Origin of the sequence: Lysobacter sp. yr284 (assembly GCF_900107375.1) — a bacterium.
GTDB lineage: Bacteria > Pseudomonadota > Gammaproteobacteria > Xanthomonadales > Xanthomonadaceae > Lysobacter.
The window spans coordinates 33,473-48,468 of sequence record NZ_FNPT01000021.1 but is presented as its reverse complement, the minus strand read 5'-3'; the positions used below and the strand labels follow the sequence as shown (position 1 = coordinate 48,468).

Here is a 14,996-nt window from a genome sequence, read left to right as displayed (position 1 = left end):
AACGGCCTGAACAAAATGGCGGTAGGATTCGACCAGGCACACAGGGGCGCATTTTCCGATGCTATTCGAATCCATCAGGCAGCGGATTGTCAGCGGATTGATCGAAGAGATTTCGGCCTTGGACCCCTTGCATCTGGAGCTGGCGGGACATGGGCTTGTCGAACTCTTGGAGAACAAGAGGCTGGTGCATCACGGCATCAACAAGGACTATAAGTTTGTCGGATATACCGTCGATTCATTTTCCGACGATTCGACGATCATTGCCCAGTACAGCACCGAGGACTTTTACTTCAAGGACACCGGCAAGGATGGCGTAGCGGTTTACGAAAAGATAGAGAAGGACTTACAGAGCGCCGAAAAGCATCGCTCGCCGACTGGTGCGACTAAGACCTATCTGATGTCCACTGACGAGGAAATCCCTTCCTTCCGAGCAAAGTTCAATCGCACCCCTTTGGCGCAAGAGCTGGGTGAGGCGCTCGTCATCTTGGATGCGCGGGAGCTCGCCAGACGTATCTATGACCTTTCCGTTGAGAGGCCTGACGCGGCCGCCTTTTTCAGCGAGTTCTTTCCCGAATTTGGCCAAGCGCTCGAGAACTTCGAGTACTTCGGTCGCCTGCCGGCCCAGTGCGCAAATCATCAGTCCAACGGAGCCGTCCTCACTACCTTGCACAATCACTTCGCGGGAGGCCACTCGGTTGCTGTGCTGCACGGGTTGAGCGGATCGGGCAAGACCCAAGCCGCGATCGACTTCGTCCACGCGGAAGCAGCGAACTTCGATAACTACGTCTGGCTTGCCAGTGGGGACTGGAACCCTGACATCCCGCTTTCTGCCGTGACCCGGCGACGCGGCGGAAGGCCCCTGAACGTGGTTGGCAGCTTCAATTCGGTCAAGACCATTCTGGTCGTCGACCGACTTAATCAGGCCGTGAACCCGGCGGTGTTTGCTGAGCTCCAACCTGGCTTCGATAAGGGCGGCGTAGTTATCGTCACTTCCCAAGTCGCTGTCCCGGGCGCGGACTCGCATGTCCCGATCCCGCGAGTGTCCAGGGACGTGGCCATGCGCATTCTCGGCGAGGACCCCGCACAGGCCAGGGAGATCAGCGAACAGTTCGTGGACGCGTGTGGATTCCTACCCCTGGTGTTGGCTACGGCCAAGAGCGTCATTGAGTCTCAAGGAGTCCCACGCGATGACTTCTATAAGGACGTGCTGGCGTCTCCGGACGCGCTGAGTGGAGACGACGGCATCTCCATTCTAAGAAGCATTCTGAGCCGACTGGATGGCGCACCGCTGGCTGCCTTGCAGAAGATTGCCAACACTGGCCTAGGAATGCATGACGGCGGTTTTCTTGGCCACTTCATTCGCCACGTCCCAAAGTTGGAGCTTCAGAAGTTGGCGTTCCTTTCGCCAGCGAGCGCACCGGGGATCCTGCTCGTCCATGACCTGGTGTGCCGGGCCGTTCGAACGGCCGACGGCACGGTCGATCTCGTCATGGAGGTCGAGAGGTACATCGATCAGTTGCAGGGAGAGATGACACCGTCCGCGCTGCGACAGATTCATTTGTCTCGAACGCAGCTGCTAGAAGAGCATCATCGCCGTGGAGAGCGTGATCCCGACTGGTTGCTGTACGCCCTGTTGCAGATCGAGGAGGTCAAGCAAGAGGTCTTTGGCGTCTACGCCGGCCGGCCAATTGCTCCTGACGGTAGCTTGGCGGCGCTCATGTCCACGATCGATGCGCGTGAACAGTACGCTTACACTTTGGATTATCAGGAACGCTCCGGCTACTACGCGACATGCGCTCAGGAATACGAGCACGCCCTAGGCGCTGCGCAAGGTAGAAACAGGGCGGAGCTGCTGCATCACCTTGGCAAGGCCTATCGACGCAGTGGCGAGATCGATAAGGCGCTAGCAACATTTCAGCAATTACTGGAGTTGGAGCCTGCGTGGCACGCAACGCATGGCCAGATTGCACATCTAGGTGCTCAGCATAATGCCAGCGAGCAGGCCAAAGAAGCCGGGCAAGGCTCGTTGCGTCATCTGGTCACCCAGATGGTTGACGATCCAACCGGGGTGCCTTTGCGCGTGGCCATGGCGGCTCTAAGTAACCTGCGGTCTTATCCTGAGTTGACCGAGCAGCTGAATTCAGACGAGCAGAGCATTAACGCGCTTGGCGAAGTGATAAGTCAATCAGCGCTCGAAGGACTCGACCAGTTTTATGACGCCTTCTTTGCTTTTACCTCGAAGTTCAGTTACCAGCACCCGCGTATTAGCTTCGAGTTGGTTACCGCCGTTGGGGGCATGTTCGAAGTCTCACCCGCATCGATTGGCAAGAAGCACTTACTGAGCGTGATCGAAGCGCTGGCCAATGTCGCGCAGAGTGCGCAGCGGTCGGGAGATGAGGCGCTGGCGAGGAGATTGTCGGGTTTGAGTCTTGTTTACGCTCAAACTCTGCTCGCGGCCGGAGCACCGGACTCATTTACTGCTCGCGGCGTTGCGAAGGCTTTCACAATTGCTGGCGACCCAGCCCGTGCACTGCAGATTATTGCGACCGTACCGGCTGGACAGGTCAACCACTGGTTGCTCTACCGCCGCGCCGAGGCTGAGTTGGCACTCGAATTTCCGCAGTCCCTGCGAACGGCTACGGAGGCCCTCGCCGGAGCACAGCGTGATCCACGCGCAGCAAAGAACCTCGCGTCGTATTTCGATATGTTGAGCCGCTGCCTAAAGCACGCAGGAGACATCCCAGGCGCGACGGAACAAGCGAGATTGGCCGTAGCGCACAGCGATGAGGGCCAGTTCCATCAGGAGCTGACTGAACGACTCAACGCACTGGAGGAGTTGAGTCTCCGTTAGCCGCGCTCGGCAGTTGAGGAGTTCCTTTCAGCGTCCAGTCCGTACGCTTGTTCCGCTTCGGGTCGGAAGCAGACCCTAGTACCACTCCAGACGCCACGCCTGCCCCAACTTCCACTATCGGCCATAAGCAGGCGTAATCCAGTGTCTGCTTATAAGGCCGATCAACTTCCTGAAACTGACCCACTTGGCAGATCAGCTGGTCGCGCTCAGTGCCCCTCAGGCGCCTCGGTCGGATACAAAATGCGCGGCTGAAACGCTAACCTAGCCAAGCCAGATCTAGAAACGTCAAGGTGGCCAGAGCCATCTCAAGCGAGCGGAGGCTGCCAACCCGCAACTGGCCCGACGTGAAGTGCAATGCCGGCCGCGAAGCTATCCTGCTGGTATGGTGCTCCCCGATACAGAATGACGTCGACCTTTGAAGCAAGCTCGCGATAGAGTTCGTTCGAGGTCGCGCAGCTGTAAAGCAGGGCGACCTCGAGACGCCTTTTAGGAGTTGTAGCGACTGCAATGACAAAGAGCGCTGTCGGATCTGGCTCGGTGACCGTTACGCTCCAGCCGGCATCTCGCAGGGGACGGACCAGGTCGTTGATGGCATCTTCAGAAAGCACAGCCTTCCGCAGGGTCACGCCATTGTCGGTGGGCAGTTCCGGCACTAAACGACCATGAGCTTGGAACTCGGCTTGCTCATGCTGGTTCAGCGCCATTTGGAGCTGGCCTCTGATCAACGCCTGCTGCCACAGCAGCTTGCTGTCTTGATTCATCTCCGGGAACAGCAAGGGAACGACGTTGGTTTCATCGTGCCAAGATTCGATAACGCCGAGCATCGTGATGGCTACGACCAAGCGAGAAAAGTTTGATGGTTGCTGCCAGTCGGTGGACTTGCCGTGGGCGAACAAGTGTCGATTGAGAGATGTCGTCCCACTGTAGCTGTCGATGTTCTGGAAGAAGCAGGTCTGGAGCCACCGACGGAACGTCTCGAAAACCATAACCCGCTCGTCCTGACCAAACAGGAAATCGATCGACCGGTATTCCTGCGGCACCCACATCCTTTCGAAGTACAAATCCGCTGCCAGACTGCAGGCGCGCTCAATTGTGTGGTTGATCGCATCGTGCGGATTCAGATGGGGAGTCGCACTGGCGATCCGTTGAACACCACCTTCAATGACCGGGATCAGCGCGGCCACGCTTGCGGCGCGCTGCCCGCTGTAGAAGGCGAGATATGCCTCGCGTGCGAGCGGAGCGAATGGCGCCAAGCTGCGCGTTCGAGGCAGGAGCTGCGCGATGCAAACAGATTGGAAGGGCAAGGTGTACACCGTCGACAAATGATAGTCGAACTGACTGATGGCGTCGGCGCCACGCCGATGCTCCACTGCGGCCACGAGCTGCGCCATCTTTTGATTGCTCACCCAGAGCGGTACGAACCATTCGACCCGCGCCCAGAGATCGGCAATGCGATCAGCGGCCGAGCGGTTGGCCCGCCACTCATGGCTGTCCTTGGAGATTAAAGGGAAGCTTGCCTTGGCATCGTTTGCGGTCAAAACCACCGCAGGAATCGGCCGGAAGAGGCCGACCCGGCGTTCCTGGACATCGGAAACGTCGAGTCCCCTCTCCATTGCCCACGCCTTGATGGTCACGGTGGAGATGGCTGGAGCCCCTGGCGCCTGAGCGCGCCGCCAAAGCCCCTGAAAATGTGTCTCCACTGCGGTCTTCAAGCGCTCGCCCTCCCAGGCCTGTTAAAGAAATCTTGTAAGGTGCCGTTTGCAAGCCATTCCGTACTTGCCCTAGGCCTCCCCCAGAGAGTGCCTCCAAATCGCCTTACATTGTCGCGTTGAACGACCGGTTAAGAGTGGAGTCCTGTCCGGCCCATGTCTGCACTGGGTCGCTTGCTGCCGCCGGCCTCGAGCGATCCGAGGGCTTTCGGTTGTCAGCCTCCACGCCGCTCGCGGTCAGCCCCGCTGGGGCAATCCCCGGTCACTGGGATGGCTATATGCATCAATCCAAACGAGAGGTATTTCTGTCGACCAAAGACAAACGGCCAATTCGGGGAAAGCCGAAATCCATAAGGGTGGCTGGTCCAACAAAGTAGGCAAGAGCGGAAGAACCTACAGACAGGCTCTCAGGAGCCAGGAGCAGGCAGATCCCGTACCCCCCCACGCACACTAAAATCCGGACACCTCTCCAAAATCACCTTAATTTTGGCGCTTTGCGCAAACGAGCGTTTTGGTCCCAGGACCAACCGACCAGAGAAAAGAGAGCAGGAGAGAGAGGAAAACTGCCCGATTCGACGCCGCACCGAAAGCCCCAAAACCAAACGCCCATCGCAAAGGCCCGCCAGTAACGGGACTAGCAGAGGGGCGTGCGGGCGGCGGAGAAAGTTTCCGCCCGGGAATATAGCGCGCCCACCGCTCCCAGGTTCGAACTAGTAGGTTCACGCGAAGGAACGGCCGGGGTCAATAGTTTCCATCTATTAGAAGCTGTCGGCGCAAGGCTTAAGCCATGCAAGCCCCCTCTTGCGGGATCAATTGCCCTCTATTACACTAAGTGTAAAAGACACGTTTGAGGTTCGGCGCCGCATGGAAGTCAGGTTTGAAGACCCTTCTTTGGAGCGTCTGGAAGTTGATCCGAAGTACACGGCAGGCTTGGACTCCAACTTGGTGAAGGCGTTCCGTAAGCGCATGCAGTTCATTCGTGCGTCGCCGGATGAGCGACTGTTTTACGCCATGAAGTCTCTGCATTACGAAAAGTTGAAAGGAGACCGCGTAGGCCAGCGCTCAATGCGCTTGAACGACCAATGGCGCTTAATTTTACGGCTCGAAGAAGACGACACAGGGAAGCTAGTCGTCATTGTCTCAATTTCTGATTATCACTGAATCCCAAGGACACGCCATGAACACGTTCGCCGAAGTTTTTCCACCGGGCGAGTTTCTCCGTGAGGAACTAGAGGCGCGTAATTGGACGCAGACTGAGCTAGCCGAGATCATCGGCCGACCGGTGCGCTTGATCAACGAGATCATCGCGGGCAAAAAAGGTATAACTCCGGAAACAGCGATTCAATTAGGTGAGTCGCTGGGAACCGGTCCAGAGGTTTGGATGAATCTGGAGAGCCAGTATCAGCTCTCTAAGGTACGTAGCGCCGATGACCTGATCGCTCGCCGCGCCGAACTGTATAACCGCTTTCCAGTCCGGGAGATGGTCAAGCGCGGCTGGATTGCCGCGTCTAAAAATATTGATGTGCTAGAACAGCAGTTTTTGGAATTCTTCGGCATCAAGCAAGTAGGTGACCCGTTGGTCTTCTGCCACGCGGCAAAAAAAACGGATACCGAAGCCGGTGCGTCCAGCCTCCAGCTAGCATGGTTGCATCGTGCTTGGCAGGTCGCCACCGAACTAGTTACAGGCGCTTACAGCGAGATGTTGCTGCGCCAAGCCTTACCTCGTTTGGCTGCACTAAGAACCGCCCCGGAGGAAACCCGTCATGTCGCGCGCATTCTAGAGGAATGCGGCGTGCGTTTCGTTATCGTTGAACCTATCGCTGGTACCAAAATTGATGGTGCGTGCTTCTGGCTAGCTGAAGACAAGCCTGTAGTAGCGATGACTTTGCGCCTGGATCGAATCGACAACTTTTGGTTCGTATTGCGACACGAACTGGAGCATGTGCTGCAACGTCATGGGCGCGATCGAGGCTACATCCTTGATCAGGAAATCGAATCTGACATTGCAGGCCAAGTCAATGAAGAGGAAAAAGTTGCTAATGCAGCGGCTACGAGTTTTTGTGTCGATCAAGTCGAGTTACAAGGTTTTGTGGCTCGGGTCGCTCCGTTCTTCAAAGAAGAACGCGTCCTGTTGTTTGCCCAGCGTTTGAAGATCCATCCTGGTTTGGTGGTTGGTCAGTTGCAGCGACGGCTCCGTCGCTATGACTTGTTTCGCAAGCACCAAGCTAAGGTTCGTTCGTTCGTCACTAACTCCGCCCGAACCGATGGGTGGGGTGTGGTCCATACCGACTAGAGGAAGATATCCCCCATGTCTGCCTATTCCAATCAAGTAAAAGATTACATAGAACGCTACAAGACTGAGACTGGTGCAGAAGGACCGTTGGACCTTCACGAGGTTGCAGCTTGGGCTTGGCGTAATGGCCTACATAAGCCAAACGCCAAGACTGTGATCGATGCAATAGCCGCCGACATCGCTCAGGTGTTCCGAGAAGAATATCGTACCGATAAGCTCGGCCGACGCTACCGAGCCAAGCATGCAGCCACCCACAAACAGGGAACCAAAACCCTATCGTTGTGGGCTGACCTAGATGATCCGAACGCCCCTCACAGTCACTTCGTACGGTCTTTCGCTCAGCGACGCCAGCAAATCGTCGGCGATTGCGTGCAGCTAAAAACCGACGTGGACGTCTACAACGACAAGCGCGATCCGGTTGAGCCGATACAGGTGCCGCTGGACTTTACGCTCGACGTCGCCGAACTGCAGCAGCCAGTCCGTAAGGTCGCCTGAGATTCAGGTGCCCTACCGCACTCCGGCCGATTCAGACTGGCATCAGAAACCGTCGACAGGCCCCTGCCAAGTGCTTGCGGACGAAGCCACTCTGGTTTCCTGGCTAGAAGGTTATGTGCGCTGTATCCGTCATCAACTGGATCGCGTCGATCGAAAAGTCGGAAGTTAAGCGCGACTTGATTTTCGCTGTCGTCGTTCCTGCGCGAGCCGGGTGATCGGCGCTCGCTCCAGTGCCGCCGCCGCGGTGTTGGCCTGGTAGTCGCGCCGCAGCTGCGTGCAGCCGCCAAGGGGGAAGGGCGAAAGCCCAGTTGCGAACTAAGGCGGGGACGCGCTACGTGACCAGCATGGACTGCTCGGCGCGGCTCTCCTTGTCGCTGAACTCAACTTCCGAGTACATCTCGAAGTACTGTTGAGAGTCTGCGTCGCTCACTGGCGTCTGCCCAGTGCTTGACGCGTGTGATCTCGATTTCCTCGCTTGACTTGATCCTTTCACTCTTTGGCAGCGATTGGCTTTCATCAATCCGATCAAAGATGCCTTGCATCACACCCACGGAGATCTCGGATCCATCGCTTGAGCAGAGTACCAACGTCGCGTAGGCCTCATCCGCCTGGCGAAGCACTTCGAGCACATAGGCGTGCAGCCCGTGGAGCGATGCATGGACGATCAAGATACCGCGTGGCTTGTTGCTATGGTGGATCCGCATCCAAGACTTTCGGCGGCCCTTGCCTTCCTGGTGAACCACGTTGAATATCCACGGGCCGTACTTCAAACGCGCGTCGGTGAGAACCACCGACTCAAGGGTTGCGCCAGTGGCCATAGTGAAGGCCTGCAGTTCTTCCAGCGTCAGCCGCAGCGCTTCTGCCGGTGATAGTCCCTTGTGGTCATCCTTCTTTTTTTCGGGCGCGATCGTTTGTGACTGCGTGCTGGTGTGGACCTGCCTTGCATCGCTGTCCCCTTTGCCATGCCGTCGCTGGGAGGAGTTGCGAGGAGCGGGGGACAGCGGGGTTTTCCCCGGTCCCTTCCCATTGCGGTTCACATCGCGTCGGCCGATCAGAACGTTGTGCTTGTTGAACGCGGTCAATCGGGTGCCGGCCAGGACGAGGGCGGTAACTGGAAGATGTTCGGTCCCTGGGCGGTCGCCAGTACCGTCCAGTTCCTCCAGGTCAAAGTCCCACTTGTCTAGGCGAATGCGTCCGCCGCCGCATTTTGAGGAGCGCTCTCCACTGGACTTGCCAGGCTGGTCGACGGTGGCATTAAGTTTTTCGAACGGGAACGGGTGATTGCATTCGATAATCTGCGTCACCAGCAGAATTCGCTGCTTGCCCCGCATATGCAGTCGACCGTAGACCGTCATCGTCGTTTCGCCATCGAAAGGGGGCTCGGCCTTGATGCACCTTGGTTCACCGCTACGAGCGGAGAGGGCGGCATGACCGCCAATGCTGATGGCTCGGGCTCGGGCAACACCGGTTGGATCGAAAAGCGCGCGGGAAAGCAGCGGAACTTCGCTGGTATGTCGCTCCCTTCCCAAGCGTAGGTGCGATACCCCGGTGGTGCGGTCCACGTAGGCGTCGGAACGCTCCAGCCCCCTCAAGAGGACTTCGAGATCGTTTTTGAGGACGAGCGTCGCCATCTGGGAGGTGGGCGCATAGTAGGTGTTGAACACCGTGGTAGCGGGTGCGAGCACATGATCGAAGCGCGAATCGAGGCTCTCGTACTCGTACCACCAGCTCCAGTTGACCTGAGCTTCCAGTTCTTCCGCGTAGTACGGGAGCGCGTGTGGCAGGAGCCCTGCTTGATCCAGGGCCGCGCGGCGCCGTGAGCCTGGGGTGCCTTCCCCGGCCCGCACCCGCACATTCCAGAAGGGTTCGACACCACCGACGTGGGTGGGAATCCCCTGAACGAGACCGGCTCCCAGCGGCAGGGCGAGAGTGTGGGCGAGCGGAACCCACCGAAGAATCGGACGGGGCGCGCGAAGTCGGCGATACCGCCCCTGATCAAGGCATAGGGGAGAGAAAAGGGAGGCGGCGAGGAAGTTGTCGGTCCCGGACGCCTGAATGGCGCCCGACTTGATCAGTTGGACCGGGCCAGGCTGGCCCAGGTAGTGCACGAGAGACATAGGAACGACGTCCGAATTGTCATCCTCGGACGTCCTCCCTGACTGCAGCCAGTCGACGCGACTGCTGTTCCGCGGCTGAATTGGCTGGGTGTTTACCCGGCTTCCGCCGAAATTGGACCCATTACCGCCGGAGCTTACGGATTACTGGAAAAAAAACCAGTCCTTGGGCAGGTCGGCCGGCGCGAGGTTGACGGTGATGCGTCGTTGCGGGAATTCGTATTGCGCCGAGGCGATCGCCGCGCGCACCCGGTCCTTGGACTCGCGCACCGCGGCCTCGGGCAGGCCGACGATGTTCATGCACGGCAGGCCGCCGCCCAGGTGCACCTCGACGCGCACCGCGGGCGCACGCACTCCCGTTCGCGCACGGCTGTGCACGAGCGCCAGATTCATGGCGGACGGCTCAGTGCTGGGGTTCGGAGGCGTCGTCGAGCCGGGCTTCGAGCTCGGACACGGTGCGCTGCAGTTCCTCGAGCTTCTCGCGGGTGCGCAGCAGCACCGCGCGCTGCACTTCGAATTCCTCGCGGGTGACCAGGTCGAGCTTGGACAGCCCGGTCTGCAGCACGGACTTGAAGTTCTGCTGCATTTCCTCGCGGCCGTCGCGCACGCCCGGCGGGACCAGGGTGCTGAGGCGGCGGGCGAGGTCGTCGATGTAGTTCAGGTCGATCATGTAGATGCAACTCCTCCGGTGTTGGGGTCAGCTTGACCGCCGGACCGGGGCGACGCCGTCGGCCGGGGCCGGGGCGGGCTGTCGGAAAAGTCCGAAGTGGATGACGCGGTCACTACATCACGGCGCTGGCGCGCGCGGCAAGCCTCCCCAGAGGCCATTCGCGGCAGCTTTCATGTGCCGTTGCCATCCTCCGACGCACGCCGCGCAGGCGATGTGAACGCCGCCCGACCGGCGGCGCGACGGCGCGGCGCGCTAGGTCGCGGCGCGCCGGCGCGTTATCCTGCGCGGCAATCGCAACGCCGGCGCGGCGCGGATCGGCAGGAGACAAGCGGATGAAGATGGTCATGGCGGTGATCAAGCCGTTCAAGCTCGACGACGTGCGCGAGGCGCTGGCCGAGGCCGGGGTCGCCGGCATCACCGCGACCGAGGTCAAGGGCTTCGGCCGCCAGAAGGGCCATACCGAGCTCTATCGCGGCGCCGAGTACGTGGTCGATTTCCTGCCCAAGATCAAGCTGGAAGTGGCGGTGACCGACGATCAGGTCGAGACCGTGGTCGAGGCGATCATGAAGGCCGCCGGCACCGGCAAGATCGGCGACGGCAAGATCTTCGTCTGGGACCTGGAACGCGCGGTGCGCATCCGCACCGGTGAGATGGACGGCGACGCGCTGTAGACCGCGCCTGAGGCGCCGGGCCGTCGCGCCTGCGCCGATCCGCGGCGGCCGCGCGTCGCCGCGCAGCGCCGCAGGCGCCGCCGCGCGCGCGCCGCGGTAGGACTTTCGACCGATGCGGCCGGCCGCGGCCGGCCGCGACACTCGCGCTTCTTCGCGACCGCGAGCGTCCCGTGAACTGGCTGCGTTTCCTCCGTCCCCGCGGCCTGTTCGTCAAGCAGGTGGTGAGCTTCTTCCTCGCCTTCATCGCGGTCTGGTTCGTCGCCGGCATGATCGATGTGTGGATGTCGAGCGCGCGCTTCGAGCGCGACGCGCGCGGTCTGCTCGAGCGCGCCGACTTCGCCGCGCTGGCGGCGCCGGCCGGCCGCGTCGACCTGGCCGATCCGGTCGCCTGCCGGCATCTGGCCGACACCGTGCTGTGGGGCCTGGCCGACCAGGGCGTGCGCGAGGTGTCCGACTTCGTCGATCTGGTCGCTTACTTCAAGGACGGGCGCTTGAGCGTCAGCGTGCTAGACCGCGGCCGCCTCGCCTGCGCCACCGCGCCGGCGCCGTTTCCGCTGCTGCAGCGCGCGCTGGCCGCGGAGCTGGGCGCCGGCGCGGCGCGCGGCAACGCGGTGCTGCGCGGCCAGGACCAGTGGGCGCTGACCCGGCGGGTCGCGCTCGGCGGCGGCCGCGAGGCCCTGGTCGGGATCAGCTATTGGCCGGGCTGGGCCACCGACACCGACTACGTCGTGCCCTACGACCTGCTGCGCACGTTCTTCTACGCGCTGGGCATCGGCACCACCTTCGTCGCGCTATGGATGTGGCTGTTGCTGCGGCGGGTGCGCCGCGCGACCCAGGCCGCCGACCGCTGGGCCGAGGGCGATTTCTCGGTGCGCATCGCCGACCGTTCGCGCGACGAGTTCAGCGCCCTGGCCGAGCGCTTCAACCGCATGGCCGACGCGCTGTCGCGCTCGCTGCACCTGGAGAAGGCGCTGGGCGGCTCGCTGGAGCGCAACCGCATCGCCCGCGACCTGCACGACACCGCCAAGCAGCGCAGCTTCGTGCTCGGGCTGAAGCTGGCCGAACTGGAGCACGACGCCGGCGGCGACGCGCGCCTGCTGCGCACGGTGGCGCAGGCGCGCGCGCTGGCCGACCGCCTGCAGCAGGATCTGGTGGACGCGGTCTCGGGCTTCAGCGCGCCGGCGATCGCCGAACTCGGGCTGCGCGAGGCGCTGTCGCGCAACATCGACGACCTGCTCGGCGGTTCCGGCATCGAGTGGGCGCTGGAACTGCCGGCGGCGCTGGAGCGCTGGCTGCGCGAGCGGCCGATGCTGGCGCAGGAGCTGTTGATGATCGCCCACGAAGCGGTCGCCAACGCGCGCCGCCACAGCGGTTGCCGGCGCGTGCGCGTGGCCGGCGAACGCTTTGGCGAGCGCTGGCTGTGGAGCGTGGAGGACGACGGCCGCGGCTTCGATCCGGCCGCGGCGCCGCTGGGCATGGGCCTGGCGAATCTGCGCTGGCGCGCCGACCAGTTGCCGCACGGCCAGGTCAAGATCGCCTCGTCCCCCGCCGGGACGCGGGTGCGGGTGGAATTCGACGCGGACGCGCCGGCGTCCGGCGCGGACGGCTGAGCGCCGCGGGCGCAAGGAGACGATGGGCATGGAAACGACGACGCTGCTGGTGGCCGACGATCACGCGGTGGTGCGCGAGGGCATCCGCAGCCTGCTGCGGCTGGCGCCGGGCTTCGTGGTGGTGGCCGAGGCCGACGACGGCGAGGACGCGGTGGCGATGGCGCGCATGCACGCGCCCGACGTGGTGCTGCTCGACCTGATGATGCCGGGCATCGGCGGCGTCGCCGCGGCGCGCGGCATCCGCGGCGCCAGCCCGCGCAGCCACATCATGGTGCTGACCTCCTCGGACGACGACGACCTCGCCTTCGCCGCGATCGAGGCCGGGGCGCAGTCGTTCCTGCCCAAGTCGACCCGCGGCGAAGTGCTGCTGCAGGCGATCCGCAACGCCGCGCAGGGCGAATCGACCCTGCATCCGGCGATCGCGCGGCGCATCCTCAGCAGCATGCAGCGCGGCCGGCGGCCGGCGACGGACCCGTTCGCGCAATTGACCGAACGCGAACTCGACGTGCTGCGGCGGCTGGCCGAGGGCGGCAGCAACGCGCGCATCGCCGCGAGCCTGTCGATCAGCGAAAAAACGGTGAAGGCGCATCTGAGCAACCTGATGTCGAAGCTGCAGGTGACCGACCGGACCCAGGCGGTGGCGTTCGCCTGGCGCGAGGGGTTGATGCGCCGGAAGGAGTGAGGGGCGGTTTCGTCGTGGTTGGGATGGCGCGGTCGCGGCTTGCGCCGCTCCTACCGGGGCGGCGGGCGGTTCCGTTCCAACGGTAGGAGTTGCGCGAGCTGCGACTGCGCCGACTGCGCTACGACGCGAGCGGCCTGGGCGACGCCCCGATCACCGCCCCGCCGCCCACTGCGCCGCGCGCTGCAACGCGCGCCCGTAGCTGCCGGCGCTTTCGCGCGCCGGATACACCGCCGCCGCGCGGTCCGGCGGCAGGCCGCGTGCTTCGAACGACTCGCCCCAGGCGTCGCGGTAGATCTCGTTGGACAGGCTGAAGGTCCAGCCGTTGGGCAGGTACTTGGACAGCGCGTCGGAGAAGATCCCCTGGGTCGGCTGGCCGACCTGGACCACCTGCGGCAAGGCCCGCATCATCATCGTGAAGGTCTCGCCGGCGCTGCAGGTGAACTCGCTGGTCAGCAGGTACACCGGCTTGAGGTAGCGCGCGGCGCCGGCCGGCGCGATCCGCAGCGGCTGCGGCCGCACCCGCGGGTCGGCGTACGGATGCTTGGTGTAGGCCAGGCGCTCGCGATCGGCGAAGCGCGCGGCGATCTCGGCCGAGACCGTGTCCAGCCCGCCGAGGTTGTGGGCGATATCGAACACCAGCGCGCGGGTGTCCTTGAGTTCGGCCAGGGCCGCATCGACGGCGCGGCCGACCGCGGCGCGCTGGGCGTCCTCGCCGCCGCCCTCGCCGGCCATCGCGGTGACCGCGAGGTAGCCGACGTTGCCGGGCAGACGGCCCCAGACCACCTGTCCGCCGAGCGCGCTGCGGCGGCTGCCGGGCCGCAACTGCGCGTCGGCCTGCGTGCGTTCCTGCGCGATCCAGGTCTGCAGCCAATCCAGGAACGAGCCGCCTTGCGGATGCCGGTCGAAGCGCTGGCGCAGGCGGTCGAAGTGGGCGCCGCGCTGGCCCTGGATTTCGAAGGCGCGGCCGTCGACCTTGCCGGCCAGCGCGGTGTGCAGGTCGTCGACGCCGCGCAGCAGTTCGGCCATCACCGGCCGCAGTTCGGCGTCGCTGCGCGCGCGCGCGGCGGCCGGGCGCAATCGGGCGATGCGCGCGTTCCAGTCGAGCCCGCGTTCGCGGTCGTAGGCATAGAACTGCTTGAGCGTCAGCGACACCGCGTCGAAGGTGTACAGCGGTTTGCGGCGGTCGATCGGCGCGGTGCAGGCGACGGGCAGGCGGCTCAGGCCGACCGCGTGCAACTGGGTGCCCCGGCGGGAACTGGCGAGGACGAAATCGCGCGGTTTCGCCGAGCGGCCGAAATACGGCGCGGCCTGGTCCAGGATCGCGTCGCTGGCGGCGGCCACCGGCCAGCACAGGCCGGCGGCGAACTGGTACATCGATGCGCCGTCGGCGGACAGCGCGTAGAGATCGCCGTAGCCGGGCACGGCCCACAGGCCGCGCGCGTCCGCGGCGATGGCGCCGTCGGCGACGACCGCACGCAGCGTCGATTCGGGCAGCGGCGGCAGCGTCGCCGGCGCGGCCACGGCGGCAGTGGCGGCCAGCAAGCTGGCGGTGGCGAGCAGGCAGCGGCGCCATGCGGGCGCGGCGGAGCGTTGGGGGTTCATGGCGGGGGAGGGTCGGCGCCGCGGAGTGCGGCGTCGCCACGCTAGGCGGCGTGGGCGGGCGAGGCATGCGACGTTCGGCCCGGCGGCCGCGACTTTGCGCGAGGCCGCGCCTAGGCCGAACGACGCTTGCGACGAGGGCGAAGCGCACGCCGGCAGGGCCGTGCGATGCCATGAATGCGCGCCAACGCAGCGGCGCCGCTGTAGGAGGGACTTCAGTCCCGACGCTTTTCGTTCAGATGCGGCGGGACTTGCGGATGAGCCGGGACAAAAGCATCGGGACTGAAGTCGCTCCCACCGCC

General features: G+C 63.2%; 12 protein-coding genes and 1 pseudogene. 7 read left to right on the top strand and 6 right to left on the bottom strand.

The genetic code is table 11. The features are described 5' to 3' along the window. The first annotated feature begins 58 nt into the window (after positions 1–58). Positions 59–2,851 (top strand): hypothetical protein, encoded by a 2,793-nt coding sequence (locus tag BLV01_RS21280; protein ID WP_091804855.1) that lies wholly within the window; start codon positions 59–61, stop codon positions 2,849–2,851. 305 nt (positions 2,852–3,156) lie between these two features. On the opposite strand, the gene BLV01_RS21275 is transcribed toward BLV01_RS21280, so the two are convergent. Further along, the gene (locus tag BLV01_RS21275; protein WP_139178993.1) at positions 3,157–4,563 is read right to left on the bottom strand and encodes a hypothetical protein; all 1,407 of its coding nucleotides are present in this window, start codon (positions 4,561–4,563) and stop codon (positions 3,157–3,159) included. 861 nt (positions 4,564–5,424) lie between these two features. Here BLV01_RS21275 and BLV01_RS21270 point away from each other — a divergent pair. From BLV01_RS21270 to BLV01_RS21260, 3 genes are read left to right on the top strand one after another with little or no spacing between them, the layout of a single operon-like run. Next, positions 5,425–5,721 (top strand): type II toxin-antitoxin system RelE/ParE family toxin, encoded by a 297-nt coding sequence (locus BLV01_RS21270; RefSeq protein ID WP_091804850.1) that lies wholly within the window; start codon positions 5,425–5,427, stop codon positions 5,719–5,721. Positions 5,722–5,737: 16 nt separating this feature from the next. Beyond that, positions 5,738–6,853 (top strand): HigA family addiction module antitoxin, encoded by a 1,116-nt coding sequence (locus BLV01_RS21265; RefSeq protein ID WP_091804847.1) that lies wholly within the window; start codon positions 5,738–5,740, stop codon positions 6,851–6,853. A gap of 15 nt (positions 6,854–6,868) precedes the next feature. Next, complete coding sequence (locus tag BLV01_RS21260; protein WP_091804845.1) at positions 6,869–7,348, top strand: hypothetical protein; 480 nt, start codon at positions 6,869–6,871, stop codon at positions 7,346–7,348. A 380-nt stretch (positions 7,349–7,728) separates the two neighbouring features. Here the strand turns inward: BLV01_RS21260 and BLV01_RS25810 are convergent, their stop codons facing one another. The 4 genes and pseudogenes from BLV01_RS25810 to BLV01_RS25805 all read right to left on the bottom strand — a co-directional run bounded on the left by BLV01_RS25810 (position 7,729) and on the right by BLV01_RS25805 (position 10,478). Continuing rightward, on the bottom strand, positions 7,729–9,465 hold the full coding sequence (locus BLV01_RS25810) for a hypothetical protein (RefSeq protein ID WP_139178990.1): 1,737 nt from the start codon (positions 9,463–9,465) through the stop codon (positions 7,729–7,731). Between the two features lie 159 nt (positions 9,466–9,624). Next, positions 9,625–9,855: pseudogene (locus tag BLV01_RS21255) on the bottom strand (magnesium chelatase domain-containing protein); the annotation flags it as partial. Positions 9,856–9,865: 10 nt separating this feature from the next. Then, positions 9,866–10,132: a ubiquinone biosynthesis accessory factor UbiK gene (locus BLV01_RS21250; RefSeq protein WP_091804842.1), complete on the bottom strand. Its 267-nt coding sequence runs from the start codon at positions 10,130–10,132 to the stop codon at positions 9,866–9,868. Positions 10,133–10,244: 112 nt separating this feature from the next. After that, entirely contained in the window at positions 10,245–10,478 is a 234-nt protein-coding gene (locus tag BLV01_RS25805; RefSeq protein WP_139178987.1) for a hypothetical protein, read from the bottom strand. Between BLV01_RS25805 and BLV01_RS21245 the strand changes: the two genes are divergently transcribed. The 3 genes from BLV01_RS21245 to BLV01_RS21235 all read left to right on the top strand — a co-directional run bounded on the left by BLV01_RS21245 (position 10,465) and on the right by BLV01_RS21235 (position 13,095). Then, positions 10,465–10,803: a P-II family nitrogen regulator gene (locus BLV01_RS21245; RefSeq protein WP_057945893.1), complete on the top strand. Its 339-nt coding sequence runs from the start codon at positions 10,465–10,467 to the stop codon at positions 10,801–10,803. The genes BLV01_RS25805 and BLV01_RS21245 overlap by 14 nt on opposite strands. A 170-nt stretch (positions 10,804–10,973) precedes the next feature. Then, positions 10,974–12,413, top strand: coding sequence for a HAMP domain-containing sensor histidine kinase (locus BLV01_RS21240; protein WP_217633560.1), 1,440 nt, complete (start codon positions 10,974–10,976; stop codon positions 12,411–12,413). A gap of 28 nt (positions 12,414–12,441) precedes the next feature. Then, positions 12,442–13,095 (top strand): response regulator, encoded by a 654-nt coding sequence (locus BLV01_RS21235; protein WP_091804944.1) that lies wholly within the window; start codon positions 12,442–12,444, stop codon positions 13,093–13,095. 150 nt (positions 13,096–13,245) lie between these two features. On the opposite strand, the gene BLV01_RS21230 is transcribed toward BLV01_RS21235, so the two are convergent. Beyond that, the gene (locus tag BLV01_RS21230) at positions 13,246–14,697 is read right to left on the bottom strand and encodes a S41 family peptidase (protein WP_091804838.1); all 1,452 of its coding nucleotides are present in this window, start codon (positions 14,695–14,697) and stop codon (positions 13,246–13,248) included. Positions 14,698–14,996 lie beyond the last annotated feature (299 nt).